Raw genomic sequence first — 16,369 nt, 5'->3', positions numbered from 1 at the left:
ATTTTTAAAGCCACTAAGCCATGCTAAAAGCCTTGATACTATTAGGATATACGCGTGTTAGAAATAGCTTTAATTTACTTAGCGGCGGCCATAGTGGCTGTACCTATTGCCAAGCGAGTGGGACTTGGCTCGGTACTTGGTTATTTAATTGCGGGCATACTAATTGGCCCTTACGCCCTGGGTATTGTGGGCGATCAAACAGATGTAATGCACTTCGCCGAATTTGGCGTAGTAATGATGCTGTTTTTAGTTGGCCTTGAGCTACAACCAGCCCGTTTATGGAAGCTTCGCCATTCAATATTAGGGCTTGGCGGCTTACAGGTCGTACTTACCGCCGCGGCTATTTTTGCGTTTTGTTATTGGGTTTTTACCATGCATTGGCAAACCGCCCTCGCCATTGGCTTAATGCTGGCGCTGTCATCAACCGCTATTGTACTGCAAAGCCTTGAAGAAAAAGGCTGGCTAAAGCAAGAAGCCGGGCAAAACGCATTCTCGATTTTGCTGTTTCAAGACATCGCCATTATTCCTATTTTAGCGCTCCTGCCACTACTGGCTTTTGCACCGCAAAGTAGCTCAAAAGACATTAGCGACTCCATTATTGCAAGCTGGCCGGTATGGCAACAAGTTGGCGTATCGGTAGCGGTTATCGCCGCTATTATTGCCGGTGGAAAATATGTGTCGGCCCCGTTATTTAGATACATAGCGCAAACCCACATGCGTGAAATATTTACTATTTTTGCGCTATTTTTAGTGGTGGCTATTGCCCTTGTAATGCAAAGTATTGGTTTATCACCAGCACTCGGTACATTTTTAGCCGGTGTAGTCCTTGCCGAAAGCGAATTTAGACACGAGCTAGAAGCCGATATAGAACCCTTTAAAGGCCTACTGTTAGGGCTGTTTTTTATCACTGTTGGTGCATCAATCAACTTTGAATTATTAGCGGATGAATTTACAACCGTTATTGCACTCGTTGCGCTGCTTATTGTAGTAAAAGCCTGTATTTTGTTTGCCCTTGCCATCACCTTTAATATTAGTAAAAAGCAGCGTTTGCTGTTTGCACTAGCGCTGGCACAAGGCGGCGAATTTGCCTTTGTACTTTTAAGTGTAACCACTACATTAAGCATATTAACGCCAGAGCAAACAAGCCTAGTGACGTTAGTGGTGGCTGTTTCAATGTTGGTTGCGCCACTGCTATTAATGGCTTACGAGCAGCTACAAAAACGCACCAGTAACAGCGCGCCCGAATTCGACAAGCCCGAGCAAATTAGCAGTGCTAAACACGTTATAATTGCAGGCTACGGGCGCTTTGGGCAAATTATGGGTCGCTTATTACACGCCCAAGGCTACGACATTACTGTACTTGATCACAGCCCAAGCCAAATAGAACTCCTACGCCGCTTTGGCAATACCGTATTTTATGGTGATGCTGCCCGCCAAGAGCTGCTAGAAGCCGCAGGCGCGCACACCGCACAAATGCTAATTGTGGCAATAGACGATGCAGACAAAACCCTCGAAATTATTAAGCTTGCACATAAAAACTACCCGCAGCTTAAAATTGTTGCCCGCGCAATCGACCGCCGCCACGCCTATCAATTACTTAATTTAAAAGTAGATGCCTTTAACCGCGAAACGGTCGACTCGGCCATTAACCTAGCGGTAGATGCATTAGAGCTATTAGGTAACAATAAAGAAGATGCCCAGCGCGCCGGAAAACTATTTAGAGACCACGACCGCGCTGCTGTATTGCAACTAGCCGAACTGTGGGGCGACGACGCCAGCTACGGCGTAGCCGTGCGCCAACGTATGGAAGATTTAAAACAAGTACTGCAACAAGACAAGCAAGCACAAAGCGATTTAAATACCTGCGATAGCGGCGACTGTGAAGATGGTCTAACAGAGCTAGCTGATAGACCTAAAAAGCCTGATGATTCTCATTTGGAATAGTATTAGGTAGTTATATTTATGCTGCTAACCTAAGTTAGTAGCATAAATAAGAAAAAAATAGCTAGTTAAAATCGCTGACTAAACTGCTTCTTTATTTTTAGAGCGCTTGTGATCGATAGTTTTCTTCACAGTTTATCAAAAACAATAAATTAGTAGCGGTTAAATGTAACGTATAACTTGCTAAATATTCTGGCACATTCGTAATATTTAAACCTTGGCCATGACCACCTTCTTTATTTCTTACAGTAGGTATACCACTCTCTAATAAGATTCTTACTGATGAGAATTGATTTTGTAAATACTCAGGTACAAGGTTGTTAGTAAGGCAACTATTTATAAGTTTTTTCGCCGTATCATTTGGTTTATATTCCCATGAATGTTTATCATGAATAGCCTTCATAAGGCTTTCAAATGACTTTAAGCAATCGTTTAAACACTCTTTGTATCTCTTATGTCTATAATGCTCGTGCGCAGATAAAAATTCATCATTTGAACCGGCAAAGCTCTTATTAGAGCCCAAAAGCTTTAGTACTGGTTTTACAGCTTCAGAATGAAGGTATTGAGAGTCAACACGGATGAGTTCTCCAGATAGAAATTGATAGCCTATTCCCCACTCTTTAAATCTTGAATTCAACTCATCGATAGCATTATCTGGAGCTTGGCATACGCCTAAAAAACGCCGCTTATTTTGCCTCACATAAGTGTCGATTTTACTAAAGCTAAGCTCAATTACATCTAAACATTTTTCGAAGTCCTTTTCTTCCAGAAAAAACTCAAAAATAGATTCAAAATTTGTCGTTTTATTACTTTTAAGCGCAAAAACTCCATATTCTTTACACAATACTCTATGGATTTCTTTATAAACCCAGTCTGTATATTGGCTACAGCTATACTCAATACCAATAGTATCTCTAATTATATGGATTACTTGTACGCGAAAATTATCAGGTAACTCTTCATATTGATATACATCAGGAACTTCACCTCTAATCTTTTTCTGTCTTTTCGAGAATAATTCAAATACAGACATTTAAACCCCACTATTGATTTACTGCTAACCGCTTTATTAGAGGGTATTTCCATACCTTCACAAAACGTCCCTATTGTGTGAACTTCTATTAATATCAAATAGAGTAAATTATTGCCAACTATAAATATTATGCGGCTGATGGTGTGTGTTTTATAAAAATGGGAAAGTGTTTGCGGTATTACTTGGGCGGGAATGGCTTAAATTAATCTACTTTTAAATACCTACTTGTAGCTCATAGCCGCGTGTCATCCTTTCAGCTATGAGCTACTACATTTAAAAACGCTAAAACCTAATGATGGTGCCCACCTTGAATCGCTTTACCTTGCTGGTTATAAAACCCCGTTGCGCCGTGTTCTATAAAGCCTAGATTGATCATTTTTGCTAAAAACGGGTCGTTTTCGTTATCGCCTATGTCGGCGTAGTCGGTGGTTTGAAAGCGATCCCACTTGGCAAACTGTGCGGTTATTTCTGCTTTATTGCTACTTACATCATTTAGGTTAAGCTCAGTGTGAGTGTGGCTTTTTTTATTGGTTACGCTAAAGCTTTTAACCAAGTTTGATTTGGTAAATAAAGCGAGCTTAAATTGGTTGTCGCCCTCAGAAAGTGTGTAGTTTTTTACTTCATCGCAGCCGTTGCCTTGGGTGTTAACTAGGGTCATTTTTTCGATTAAATGCGTATCCACCAGCTGATTTTTAGCGCTCCAACTTTGTACACCGCGTACCTCAGATGGCTGATACTCAATACCACGTTGCTGAGCATTAAAATAACGAATTGGGCGAATTTGTTTGTTAGCTAAGTGCTGCCAAAGCTCAGTAATTACCTCACGCTGATGCGCAACTTGTGAGTTGTTTCGCCAAAGCGTAAGTGATTGCGTGCTTTGCTCGTTTTTATGAGTATTGGTAATTTTATAGACGGCTTTTAAATGCGCGCTATCAATATTACATTGCTGTGCTAGGGTGCTGGTACTGGCAAGTGTTGCCATTAAAAATAATGCTAGTTTCATTAAATTATCTCTTATTTAAACGTCACTGTAATAGGCATTACCATACCCATTTACAGTGGCATTTTTATGACATAAAAAAACAACTCGCACAGCGTACGAGTTGTTTTTAAATACCCCATTTTTATACGTACTTTATGTGCTGAGCGTACGTATTAAATTGCTTATGGCGTTACTTTTTCATCAGCGGTAGTTACTAAGTCTGCTGCAAAGTCCATTACATGGAATAAAAAGCTTTGCTCGTTAGTGCCTGTAACTAAGTGAGCGCCTGGGCCCATTGCGTATACGCCAACATCTTCACCTGCGTGAGTTTCTGAGCCAAGTGGTACAAGTGCCTCTTGGTGAAAGCCCGCTGAAGTTGTATCAACATCGGTTAAATCTACACGCCCTGTAACAGGTGCAAATGCATAGCCTGCATCGGCATCGGTTTCATCGCCTAAATCTCTAAAGCCGCCACCGTTGGTGTAGCCAACTGTGGTATATGGCATATCGTCGGCAGCTAGGCTTGGCTCAGTTTCACCTACGGCAACAACTTTACCTAATATTGGGTTACCACGTTTAGGGTAGCCTGCAATAGTAAATACGTGGCTGTGATCGGCAGTTACTACTATTAGCGTTTCTTCTGGGTTAGTGTTTTCCATTGCCACTTGCACAGCTTTTGCAAATTCTACCGTGTCGTTTAGGGCATTGTAGGCATTACCCGCATGGTGCGCGTGGTCAATACGCCCTGCTTCTACCGATAAGAAAAAGCCATTGTCGTTGTTATCTAGTACGTTAATTGCTTTTTCGGTCATTTCGCTAAGCGAAGGCTCGCCCGCTACATCGTTTGCACGGTCGGCTTCGTATTGCATGTGAGATTCGTTAAATAAACCAAATACTTTAGTGGCATCGTCGCTAATTGCATCAAAACCAGTTTGGTCCATAACGTAAGTGCCGCTTGGGTAAGTTGTTTGCCACTCGGTTACTAGGTTGCGGCCATCAGTACGGTCGCCTTCTACGGCGCTTACTGCATCGGCTGAGTTTGCTGCTTCATCTTTTGGTAAAAAGTGACGACGTCCGCCGCCCATTACAACATCAATGCCATCTACATCAATACCTGCATAACGCGACTCTAAGTTGGCTTCAAAGTTAACAAGCTGCGATGCAATATCTTCACAGGCTTCAGTGCCCTCTGGCATATCTGAGTTATCTTCCCAGTTACGGTCAGCCGATTTAGCATACGTTGCTGCAGGTGTTGCATGGGTAATACGTGCGGTTGAAATAAGGCCAGTTGCTTTACCGGCAATTTCAGCAAGCTCTAACGAGGTAACTAGTTCGTTGCCTGTTACCGTGGCACAGTCGCCGCGTTCAATGTCTTCATCTACACCAATTACGCCCACATCGGTTTTAACACCTGATACCATTGCCGTCATTGTGCCTGCTGAATCCGGCGTTTGTGCATCTACGTTGTAAGTTTTAACAAAACCTGAGTACGGCATTTTTTCAAAGCTTAACTGGTAGTCTTCACCTAAACCGCCTTCAAGCTGGCCTGCTAAAATACGTGCAGCTGTTACGGTAGAAATACCCATGCCGTCGCCGACAAATAATATAACGTTTTTCGCTTTGCCAGATTCAGTAACCACTTCGCTATTAGCTTGCTGAGTTGCCGCAAGCTTTGTTTGTGCATCGCCATACCATGCGTTAGTCGTTAAGGTGGCAAGTTGCTCGCTGGTAAGTGACGTAGCTGGTGCGTTACACACTAAGTTTGAAGAGGTAACTTCGTCGCTATCTAGCACGCCGTTGCCGTTTGTATCTACGCCAGTTTGGGTTTCTACGCCGCCATTAACACATTGCTCAGAGCCTACTGCAATGGTGTTATCTACCGCGAGAATATTATTTTCGTCTTTGTCGTCGTCACTACAACCTGCTAGCGCGACCATTACTGCTAAAGAAAGTACTGTTAATTTGTTCATGTTAGCCGCCATTATTGCTGAGTTAGTTCAAGAGCTTGATTAATTAAATGAAATACTACGTTTTGCTCAATTACGCCTTGAGCTAGCTGTGCGCCAGGGCCTTTTGCATGCAGCGAAATATCTTCACCGGCATGAGTTTCTGAGCCAAGAGGGACAGTGGTTTCTTGGTGAAAGCCAACATTGGTAGTATCAACGCCTGTAAGCTCTACACGTCCAGCAACTGGGCCAGTTGTATACGCTGCATCGGCATCTGTTTCATCAACTAAGTTTCTAAACCCTAAACCATTTGCATAGCCTACTGTGGTGTAAGGCATATCGTCGGCAGCAAGGCTTGGTGTGGTTTCACCTACGGCAACTACTTGGCCTAAAATTGGGTTACCGCGTTTAGGGTAGCCAGCAATAGTAAATACGTGGCTGTGATCGGCGGTTACTAAAATAAGGGTTTCTTCTGGGTTGGTATTATCTACCGCAGCTTGCACGGCTTTAGCAAATTCAATGGTGTCGTTAAGAGCGTTGTAGGCATTACCCGCGTGGTGTGCGTGGTCAATACGGCCCGACTCAACGGTTAAGAAAAAGCCGTTTTCGTTTTTACCTAATACATCAATTGCTTTGCTAGTCATTTCGCTAAGCGATGGCTCACCGGCAATATCGTTTGCGCGGTCTGCTTCGTATTGCATGTGCGATTCGTTAAATAAGCCAAATACTTTAGTGGCATCATCAGCAATAGCATCAAAGCCTGCTTGGTCCATAACATAAGTTCCTTGTGGGTATTGTGTTTGCCACTCAGTAACTAAGTTACGCTCATCAGTACGATCGCCCTCTACAGCACTAAGTGCATCTGCTGAGTTAGCTGCTTCATCTTTTGGTAAAAAGTGACGACGTCCGCCACCCATTACAAAATCAAGGCCGTCTACGTCGGTACCTACAAAACGTGCTTCTAGGTTTTTCTCAAAATTAACTAATTGCGATGCAATGTCTTCACATGCAGTTTCGGTTTCTGGCATGTCGGAGATATCTTCCCAGTTACGGTCTGCCGATTTTGCATAGGTTGCCGCTGGCGTTGCATGGGTAATACGCGCTGTTGAAATAACACCGGTTGCTAGGCCTTTAATTTCAGCAAGTTCTGTTGCTGTTAAAAGCTCATTACCCGATACAGTTGAACACACACCGCGCTCTATGTCTTCGTCTACACCAATAACGCCTACATCGGTTTTAACCCCTGAGATCATCGCGGTCATTGTGCCTGCAGAGTCTGGTGTTTGAGCATCTACGTTGTATGTTTTTACTTGTGCTGAGTACGGGAACTCTTCAAAGCTTAAATAACCTTCTTCACCTAAATCGCCCGCTCTTTGTCCTTTTAAGATACGTGCTGCGGTAAGGGTAGATACACCCATGCCGTCGCCTACAAACAAAATAACGTTTTTAGCTTTTGTTGTTTGCTGGCTTTGTGCAAGCGCAGTTTTTGTGGCGAGTGTGGTTTGGGCATTTGTATACCAGTCATTGTCTGTTTGGCTTTGTGGTAATACATCGGCATGACTTGCAGCACTTAACATAAACGTTAAGCCAACTGCCGCAGCAACTTTTTTAATTTTCATCCTTTATTATTCCCATTGTGTAGTGGTTATTTTTTGCTTGAAGCGTAAACCTCAAATAAGTAACCGCTGCACTATAGAAAATAGATGTGACCTCTAAGAGTACTTTTAATTAAAAAACAATGACTAAACCATGACAAAATTAAGACACAAAAAAGCGCAGCGGTTAAACGCTGCGCTTAGCACAATTTTCACAGGGATGTATTTATATAATTAAAAACGCGCCTTAAACGATAAGCCAAAGTAGCGCTCTGCATCACGCGGAATTTGGTAACGGAAGTTGTCGCCACTGTAGGTGGTTACGTAGCTTTCATCGGTTAAGTTTTTAGCAATAAGCGATACTCTAAATGCATCATCTTTAAACGATAAACCCACACTTGCGTTTAAAATACCGTAATCTGGCAGTAACGCTGCTGGGTTAAACTCGCCTACATTGTTTGGTAGGTCTGAGTATTGCTCGTCGGTGTAAATGTAAGAGCCGTTTATATGAATATTAAAGTCGTGCTCGGTTTCAATAAAGTAATCAGCACTTAGTGAGTATTTTAAATCTGGCGAAAACGGGACATCTAAGCCAGAGCGGTCAGTACATGAGCCTGCTTCTACTTCTGCCGGACAATTAAACTCGTCAATTTCGGCCTGAATGTACGCAATACCACCAGTTAAAGTAAGTGAGTCGGTAGCTGCCCACATAAAGTCAACCTCAGCACCTTGTGTACTTACATCACCGGCATTGGTTAAACGGGTAATACAGGTGCCGTCTGAACAGTCAAAGTTATTGGCTTGAAAGCCTTCAATTTCGGTTCTAAATACAGCAAAGTTAAATACAAAGTCGCGGCTTGCGTATTTGTAGCCTAACTCGTATGCGTCTGACTCTTCTGGCGATATTTCGCGGCTATCGTTATCTGGATTAAAGTTGTAGTACACGTTAAAACCAGGGCCTTTATAGCCTTGCGAGTAAGTACCATAAACCATTTGGCCATCGCCTAGGTCGTATTGCATACCTAAACGACCCGACACGTTGGTTTCTTCTGCACTGCCTGATTCGTCAGTATTTAGTGCTGCTGAGCGTACACCTACACCGGTGCGGCCAAATTCGTCATTGCTTACGCGGCGGTGTGTGTACGACACTTCATCGTCGGTATAACGAATACCAAACAGTACACGTAAGTCTTCAGATAAATCGTAAGTACCATCGGCAAAGGCTGCCCAGTTGTTAAACTCGGTGCTCATGTACGCGGTTGCCGATACAATATCGTTAGCATTACAGCTTACACCTAAGCTTTGTGTGTAGCCGTCTAAGTCGGCCAATGCGGCATCAAGCTCTGCACCGGTTAAGTTATTTTGTGCGTAATACGCCATTGCAGCGTCTAGTTGGCCACCGTTATTTTGACAACTTGCGTCACGGGTAAAGTTACGTTGCGAGTCCATGTTCCAGTAAAATAAGCCAGCCACATAGTTAAACGGACCCGCTAGGTTTGAGGTGACTCTAAATTCTTGCGAAAACTGATCCCACTGCTGAGCACCTAAATCGTGTAATTGAAAGGGCGCGCCAAATACAGGTTCGTTACTGTCGCCAGCAATTGAGGTAAAGTCGCCTTCGCGGTATTCGGTGTTATCCCACGAGCGCTGCGCAGTAATAGAGGTGTATGTGTAGTCGCCAATAGTTTTATCAACCTGTACCGAAAACGCGCTATGTTCGTCAATGGTGCGCGACTCATAGTCGTGATCAACTTTGCGCTGGTCTAGGTCAATATCGGCAACACCATCAACAATACCGTTGCTGTTAGGGGCTGCGTCTGAATCTGGATTGCGGCCACTTGGCAGGGCTTCTAAATCGGCACAACAGTCGTCGTCGGCGTTATAAAATTCGGCAATAAATTTTACGTTTAAATCATCGCTTGGCTCGTATTTAAATACAGCACGTGCGCCTTCACGGTCGTAACCGTTTACTTTTTCGTTGTTGTAAACGTTATCAATGTAGCCATCAAACTTACCTTTAAACACGGTTAAGCTTGCTGCTAAGTCGTCGGTTAAGCCGCCGCTTACCACGCCTTTAAAGCGGTATTCGTTGTCTTGATAAAACGAGGTTTCTACGCTGCCGGTAGTATCGTACGAAGGATCTTTGGTTGTAATGTTTACCACACCCGCCGAAGCATTTTTACCAAATAGTGTACCTTGTGGGCCGCGTAGTACTTCAATGCGAGATACATCGTATAAATCGGCAAAGGCTTGACCAGAGCGGCCAAGTACCACGCCATCAACTACGGTTGCCACACTTGGCTCAGCAGCAATACTAAACGAAATAGTACCAATACCACGCACTGTTAGCGCTGAGTTACGGGTTGTGGTGCCTTTTCTAAAACTCACCGAAGGTACAAGTGACTGCAGGCCTTCCATATTATTAGCAAACGCCGAATCAATCTGGTCGCTATTAAGTACAGACACCGCAAGTGGTACTTCGTTTAGGCTTTGTGTTCGTTTTTGTGAGGTAACAACAATTTTTTCAAACTGGTCGTTATTGTTTTGCTCTGCTTGTTGTTCAGTTTGCTCTTGCTGCGCATGTGCTTGCGTGCTTAGTGCTAAACCCGTTGTCATTGCTAACGTGACTGCCAAGCTTAAGACGGACTTTTTAGCTCTCATGTCATTCTCCAAATTGTGCGTGTGTGCTGTTAAATTACCGCGCTAGCAAGTGTGTGGGTTGCTAAAAAGCGGTGCCAGAGTTTTGTAGTTATTTTCCTTATATCTCTTATGTCTTATATAAGAGATATAAACTTAAACAAACTTATGTTCTATTGCAAACATTATGTGAATAAAATGTGATTTAAAATTTGTATAAAGAATATAACGCCGCGTTATATACCAACTCGCTTAATTAAGTAATCTATTTTGAGGCTGGAAAAACGTGTTGATAGCTAGGCAAAAAATTCGCTATTTAGTTATTCTAAATGAGAATTTTTTAACGCAGGTAGCGACACGTTTAGCCCCGCAAAATGATTAAGTATTATTGCGAATTGGTATTATGTACCTTAGCAACGCCGATATGCGCCAAGCTGCTTTGGTAACGCTTATGCCATCGGCGTACGCTCCACCAGCTAAGCACAAAGGCGCTAGTCCAAACAGCAATTAAGCTTGGTACAAAGTACACGCTGGTGCCACCCACCAATCCAAGCGGAGAAAACAATATGTACAAGCTTATAATTAAGCTCACTAATACAATCGCGCAAGGCAGTGCGTATTTCCACGGGCTTAGGTTTACCTCGGCTTTGCGGGTAAAGTTCCATGGTGTGGCAAGAGGTTTGTAGTAGCCAATACCTAACATAATGGCCAGCTCAATAAAGAATAATATGGCGTAAATATGGATAAAGTTAATATCTACATCCCACACAAATTTAAGCAAAGTGTAGGCAATAACATGAAAAACAATAGCCACTTTAGCGCCCAGTGCAGGCACTTTGCGAGTAAATAACCCCACGAGCACAATTGTGATGACCGGAATGTTGTAAAATCCGGTAAATACACGAATGATGTGCCATAAACCTTCTGGCGCAAACATCAGTAATGGCGCGGTAATAAACGATAAAACAGCAATTACAATACTGGTAATTTTGGCCACTTTAATCAGCTTTTCATCGCTTACTTTGTCTTTTTTCATGGGTTTGTATACATCTAAACAAAACAACGTGGCGGCACTATTTAACAGTGAGTTAAACGAGCTAAATACCGCACCTAGTAGCACCGCTAAAAAGAACCCAGATAAGTACTGAGGCAGTACATCTTTAACTAAATGTGGGTAAGCTAAATCTATGGTTTGTAAGCTTTCGTGCTTATAAAGGTGATACGCAATTACGCCTGGGATCATCATCATAAAGGGTACTAGCACTTTAAAGTACCCTGAAAACAACACGCCCTTTTGGCCTTCTACTAAGTTTTTAGCGCCCAGTGTACGCTGGATCACGTACTGATTGGTGCCCCAATAAAATAAATTAGCGAGGATCATACCGGTAAAAATGGTGCCAAAAGGCACGGGATCATCACTGCTACCAATGGCGTTGAGCTTTTCGGTATCGGTGTTTACCAGTGTGCTTAGGCCATCGGCAAAGTTGCCATCGCCAAGGGCAATAAGGCCAAGGGTAGGCACTAAAATACCAATAATTAATAACCCAACACCGTTAATGGTATCTGATACTGCAACTGCCTTTAAACCGCCGAATACCGCGTAAATAGCGCCCACAGAGCCCACAATAATAATGGTGACAATTAAGCTTGCTTGATAGCTTAAGTTTAATAAGGTGGGCACATCAAACAGCCTAAGAACGGCGATTGATCCTGAGTACAAAACAGAAGGGATCGTTATAAAACAATACCCTACCATAAATAAGATCACCGTCATGCGGCGTACGGTATCGTCAAAACGATCCCGTAAAAATTCAGGCAAGGTAGAAAACGCGCCGGCTAAATACCGTGGTAAAAAGATCAGCGCCATTATAATGGTTGATATCCCAGCCGTTACTTCCCACGCCATTGAACTTAGGTTATAACCATACGCTGAGCCATTTAGGCCAATAAGTTGCTCGGCCGATAAGTTAGTGAGGATCATCGACCCCGCTATAAATGTACCTGTTAAACCACGCCCCGCTAAAAAATAGCCGTCTTGGGTGTTAACTTCCCCTTTGGTTTTTTGGTACGAGATATATCCTACCAGCGCCATAAACGCCAAGCACGATAGCAGTGTCATGGTAATGTTCATACCTTCCATCTTGCGCCCCTTTTAGCTTACTTTACTCGGTAAAAAGTAAGCTAATATCTTTATTATTGTGTGTGTTACGTGTGTTGTGTGTGTTTGCTATTAACCGAGTTTTATTTTGGCCATGCTGTTAGCTGGCTCATGTCTTGCTCTGTGTGTTGAACCTCAGGGCCTAGCATGAGCGTATCGCCTTTACGAACAAATACGGCCATTTGTGTAAGCTCAAGTGTTTCTTCGTAATACTTGCCGCCTTGGTACGCCTGCCCATCAGGGAATCGCACCCACTCGCCTTGTGGTAAATAAAATTTAACTTTACCGTTTGGTACAACACATGGCACAACAAGGAGTTTTTCGCCGCACATAAATTGCTGATCAAAACTATGTGCCAGTACGTCATCAGGAAACGCCAGTGCCATAGCACGCTGAATAGGCAGCCCTGTTTGCTGCGCTTGCTCTGCACATTCTTGTAAGTACGGAATTAACTGATAGCGTAATTTAAGCGCTGCAAATACTGCGTCACTTGCTTGCTCGGTGTATGACCACGGTTCGCGTGGGCCAATGCCATGTAAACGCATGTGCGCACTAAATACCGACGCTTGCGCCCAGCGTACATAAAGCTCTGCATCACGCGTATCTTTATAAAAACCACCAATGTCGGTTGCAAAAAATGGTCCGCCCGACATGCCCCACGCTAAGCTGCCGCGAATACTCGCCGCTAAGCCTTGCCAATCGGCTTGTGGGTCGCCGCCCCATTGTGCTGGGAAGCGTTGGCTGCCAGTCCATGCTGAACGGCTAAACAAAAAGGGACCTGTCTTACAGTATTTTTCGGCGGCTTCATAAACGCAGCGGTTGTACAGCATGCTATAAACATTATGCAGTCTAATACCGCTGTCGCCACTGTGCGATACCATGTTTTCGTCTTCTAACTGTTCGCCAAAGTCTGCTTTTATCATATCTATGCCAAGCTCAAACAATGGCTTGTGCGACTCCAGCCAGTATTCGTAAGCATCGGGATGAGTAAAATCTAAAATACCCGACTCAGGTAATGGCGTAAGTACTTCGCCAAAGGGGCTTAAATCCCACTCGTATTGATACGCTTTACCTGTGCGTTTGTCTTTTATTAGCCAGCCGTTTTCGGCCGCTTTTGCAAATAATGGGTTGTTTACCGAGATCATCGGGTATTCCCACACACAAATTTTAAAATCCATGGCTTTTAATTCATCAAGCACAGGTTTTGGGTCGGCGTAACGTGTTGGGTCCCATTCAAAGGCAAAGCGGGTGTCGGTGTCTTGCCATGCGCGGCCATCAAGGGTAATTACATCGCACGGCATGTTTTTAGCGCGTACTTCGCGGGCGACACTTAATAGCTCGTCGGCATCTTTGTAGTACGCTTTTGATAAAATAACACCCAAGCTCCACTGCGGTGGCACCGGCGCAAAACCAGTTAGCTCGCAGTAGCGATTAATACTTTGTGCAGGCGTTTGCTCTTGGTATAAAAATACATCTAATGCGTCGTCTTCTACTAAACACACATAAGCACGTTGCGACCAAAGTGCGTAGCCTACGCCATGTGTAACGGGCGCCGGCGTGTGTACAAATAAATTCCAGCCCTCTGGGCTCCACGCGTATGGCGTATTTTTATAAGACTTTTCGGCGTTTACGCCCAGCGCATCGTGGTTGTATGAGCGAATAAGCTGGCCACGTTTATCAAGCTTGCCCCATTTTTCGCCAAGCCCGTATACGGCTTCGTCATAATTAAGCTCTAGGCTTAAAATCCAACCGTTATCGGTTTTAGCCAGTGGCGGTAAACGATGCTGGCGCACAAAGTGGCCATCAGTTGCTGATTGCTGTACTAATTTATCGTTTTTATAAAGCTTAAAGTAAAACGGGTCGCTGTAAAATTCTAAGCGGTACTCACCGGCGGTGGCTGCAAAGCCTTGGTCTAATTTATTAAGTGATAGCGGTAAGTTTGAAGGGGTGGTGGTTAATATTTTAAACGTCTCGTCATGCGTGGAGCCTGCATTTAAACGTAAACCAAACTGGCTTATGGTAACGCTGACCTCGCCAAATTGAGTTGGTAAAACTAGCACATGGCCTTGTAATTTAGGCTCTGCAGTTAAGCGTGCTGGCTCTATTGCGTTCCAGTCTGGCTCACGTAATTCAAATGCATTCATGGGAGTTCCTTAACCAATTATTAGTCTTGTATAAGACACAAGTTAAATAATTGTAATCCCCATGTCAATGTAAATAACCCTAAGATGAATTATTTACATCGTTACTTTTAAAATATGCCCGGTGCCGATGTTGCCACCAGCGAAACGCCGCTTAGGCCAAGCAATGCAATTGCTATTATACGAATCCATTTTGCATCAACGTAAGGCGTTAATTTACGAGCAAATTGCGTTACTAATAATACCAGCGGTATGGCCGCTGCAATTAAAAACATAATGTCGAGCTCGGGTAAGGTGCCAAATAAGGCAATACCAACACGGACTAAGCCACCAATGGTAAATACCGCAAGTAAGGTGCTACGTATGGCCTCAATAGACCAAGCTTGTTTATAGCACTGAAACACCAGCGGCGGCCCCGACGTTGAAAACAGCCCGCCCAGCAAGCCACTTACGCCGCCGGCAATTAAAAACGAGCCATGCCCGCTTTGTTTATTTGCTCTATCACGGCCAATTAGCATTAAGCCACAATATAGCAAAATACTAATACCTAAAATAAAGTTTAAGAACTGCGTTAAATGCGCCGACATATATTCAAGCAATATAAAACCTAACAGCATTAGCGGAATACCGGTATACAACATAAGTTTAAGCTCGGGCACTTTTACTGTACTGCGATTTTTAACCACCACAGTGGTTGAGTTAACTAAACCCAATAAACTCACTAAAAAGGTGGTGGCAGTGAGCGGTAAAACATCTAGCAACGTAAAGCTTGCAACCACCAGCAACCCAAAGCCAAACCCGCTAAGCGTTTGCATTATGGTGGCAAGGCTTAGGCATAACGCCATAAGCAAGATGAGTTCTAACGAAATACTGAGCACTTTAAATATCCTACGTGTGCGCTATTGTAGTGTAACGATTTGTTTTTAGGCATAATGTAAAAACAAACTACATGGCAATAGTTCACAATTAATTGAGCTTGCGCAAAACTGCGCAAAAAGTTTCACCTATGATATAAATACAGGTGGATTAAATTTAATGGTAAATAACAATGAGTAACTCTATGTTTGATCACAAATTAAGTGGCCCAAGCTTGGCTTTTCAACCACTTTACTTACAAGTGGCTGATTATATTAAACAGCTCATTGTTGAAAGACGCTGGGTACCTGGCGAAGTATTACCGAGCGAGTTTCGCCTTGCTGAAGAGTTTAACGTAAGCCAAGGCACTGTGCGTAAAGCGCTTAATTTATTAACCGACGATAAAATAGTTACTCGCCGCCAAGGTGTTGGTACGTTTGTATCTGAGCATACCGCGCAAGATGCCCTGTTTAGATTTTTTCCGCTACAGGCCGACGGTAAAGGCGCCGACCTACCTAAAGCCGAGCTATTGTCGGTTGAGCTTTGCCCTGCACCACAAGATGTTATTGATGCGCTGCAACTTAATAAAAAAGACAAAGTTACTAAGCTTGTACGCAGACGCATTCTCGATAACGAATTTTGTATGAGCGAAACTATATATCTACCACAAAGTTTCTTTCCTGATATACATCAAAGTAGTGATATTCCGCACACATTGTATCATTACTACCAAACCAAATTTAACCAAACCGTGCATAAAACCCAAGACAGCATTAAAGCCGTTTTAGCAGATGAAACCGACGCTAAAATGCTCGCTATTAAAGCCGGTGACCCTTTATTGTTGGTATCGCGCATTACCGAATCAATCGAAGGTAAACGCATTGAATACCGTTTAAGCAAATGCCGTAGCGATCATTACCACTACCAAATAGAACTTGATTAATTAACCGCGCTTTAGCCGCGAGTAAGTTATATTAGCGCATACTTATTAAATATTTTTTAAAGGCAGCAAACGCTGCCTTTTTGCTGCCTGTAGGTTTTTTAACACCTTTCATTTATTGCCTTGCGGTTAACACAGTGT

At 43.4% G+C, this 16,369-nt stretch carries 10 protein-coding genes; 2 read left to right on the top strand and 8 right to left on the bottom strand.

Annotation, left to right across the window (positions count from 1 at the left end; all coding sequences use genetic code 11):
* Nucleotides 1-54: 54 nt before the first annotated feature.
* On the top strand, nt 55-1,944 hold the full coding sequence (locus NQT65_RS16385; protein WP_256851573.1) for a monovalent cation:proton antiporter-2 (CPA2) family protein: 1,890 nt from the start codon (nt 55-57) through the stop codon (nt 1,942-1,944).
* 97 nt (nt 1,945-2,041) lie between these two features.
* Here the strand turns inward: NQT65_RS16385 and NQT65_RS16380 are convergent, their stop codons facing one another.
* From NQT65_RS16380 to NQT65_RS16345, 8 genes are all read right to left on the bottom strand, one after another.
* Nucleotides 2,042-2,974 carry an abortive infection family protein gene (locus tag NQT65_RS16380; protein ID WP_256851572.1) on the bottom strand — a complete coding sequence of 311 codons (933 nt, stop codon included), beginning with the start codon at nt 2,972-2,974 and terminating at the stop codon, nt 2,042-2,044.
* Between the two features lie 289 nt (nt 2,975-3,263).
* A complete protein-coding gene (locus tag NQT65_RS16375; RefSeq protein ID WP_256851571.1) occupies nt 3,264-3,977 on the bottom strand; it encodes a hypothetical protein in 714 nt (237 codons plus the stop codon).
* Between the two features lie 161 nt (nt 3,978-4,138).
* On the bottom strand, nt 4,139-5,926 hold the full coding sequence (locus tag NQT65_RS16370) for an alkaline phosphatase (protein ID WP_024034005.1): 1,788 nt from the start codon (nt 5,924-5,926) through the stop codon (nt 4,139-4,141).
* 11 nt (nt 5,927-5,937) lie between these two features.
* Nucleotides 5,938-7,521: an alkaline phosphatase gene (locus NQT65_RS16365; protein ID WP_055255433.1), complete on the bottom strand. Its 1,584-nt coding sequence runs from the start codon at nt 7,519-7,521 to the stop codon at nt 5,938-5,940.
* 210 nt (nt 7,522-7,731) lie between these two features.
* Complete coding sequence (locus tag NQT65_RS16360; RefSeq protein ID WP_256851570.1) at nt 7,732-10,158, bottom strand: TonB-dependent receptor; 2,427 nt, start codon at nt 10,156-10,158, stop codon at nt 7,732-7,734.
* A 361-nt stretch (nt 10,159-10,519) separates the two neighbouring features.
* Nucleotides 10,520-12,274 carry a solute:sodium symporter family transporter gene (locus NQT65_RS16355; protein ID WP_256851569.1) on the bottom strand — a complete coding sequence of 585 codons (1,755 nt, stop codon included), beginning with the start codon at nt 12,272-12,274 and terminating at the stop codon, nt 10,520-10,522.
* A gap of 101 nt (nt 12,275-12,375) precedes the next feature.
* The gene (locus NQT65_RS16350; RefSeq protein WP_256851568.1) at nt 12,376-14,436 is read right to left on the bottom strand and encodes a glycoside hydrolase family 31 protein; all 2,061 of its coding nucleotides are present in this window, start codon (nt 14,434-14,436) and stop codon (nt 12,376-12,378) included.
* Nucleotides 14,437-14,543: 107 nt separating this feature from the next.
* Nucleotides 14,544-15,311: a sulfite exporter TauE/SafE family protein gene (locus tag NQT65_RS16345; protein WP_256851567.1), complete on the bottom strand. Its 768-nt coding sequence runs from the start codon at nt 15,309-15,311 to the stop codon at nt 14,544-14,546.
* 170 nt (nt 15,312-15,481) lie between these two features.
* Between NQT65_RS16345 and NQT65_RS16340 the strand changes: the two genes are divergently transcribed.
* On the top strand, nt 15,482-16,231 hold the full coding sequence (locus NQT65_RS16340; RefSeq protein WP_004586029.1) for a GntR family transcriptional regulator: 750 nt from the start codon (nt 15,482-15,484) through the stop codon (nt 16,229-16,231).
* Nucleotides 16,232-16,369 lie beyond the last annotated feature (138 nt).

Source organism: Pseudoalteromonas agarivorans (genome assembly GCF_024518735.1).
GTDB lineage: Bacteria > Pseudomonadota > Gammaproteobacteria > Enterobacterales > Alteromonadaceae > Pseudoalteromonas > Pseudoalteromonas atlantica.
This window is presented reverse-complemented; position numbering and strand designations above follow the sequence as displayed.

What these genes read in the sequence shown, in the direction of transcription:
- NQT65_RS16375 (WP_256851571.1), bottom strand. Translation starts at nt 3,977, where the DNA reads ATGAAACTAGCATTATTTTTAATGGCAACACTTGCCAGTACCAGCACC.
- NQT65_RS16340 (WP_004586029.1), top strand. Translation starts at nt 15,482, where the DNA reads ATGAGTAACTCTATGTTTGATCACAAATTAAGTGGCCCAAGCTTGGCT.
- NQT65_RS16370 (WP_024034005.1), bottom strand. Translation starts at nt 5,926, where the DNA reads ATGAACAAATTAACAGTACTTTCTTTAGCAGTAATGGTCGCGCTAGCA.
- NQT65_RS16355 (WP_256851569.1), bottom strand. Translation starts at nt 12,274, where the DNA reads ATGGAAGGTATGAACATTACCATGACACTGCTATCGTGCTTGGCGTTT.
- NQT65_RS16360 (WP_256851570.1), bottom strand. Translation starts at nt 10,158, where the DNA reads ATGAGAGCTAAAAAGTCCGTCTTAAGCTTGGCAGTCACGTTAGCAATG.
- NQT65_RS16380 (WP_256851572.1), bottom strand. Translation starts at nt 2,974, where the DNA reads ATGTCTGTATTTGAATTATTCTCGAAAAGACAGAAAAAGATTAGAGGT.
- NQT65_RS16365 (WP_055255433.1), bottom strand. Translation starts at nt 7,521, where the DNA reads ATGAAAATTAAAAAAGTTGCTGCGGCAGTTGGCTTAACGTTTATGTTA.
- NQT65_RS16350 (WP_256851568.1), bottom strand. Translation starts at nt 14,436, where the DNA reads ATGAATGCATTTGAATTACGTGAGCCAGACTGGAACGCAATAGAGCCA.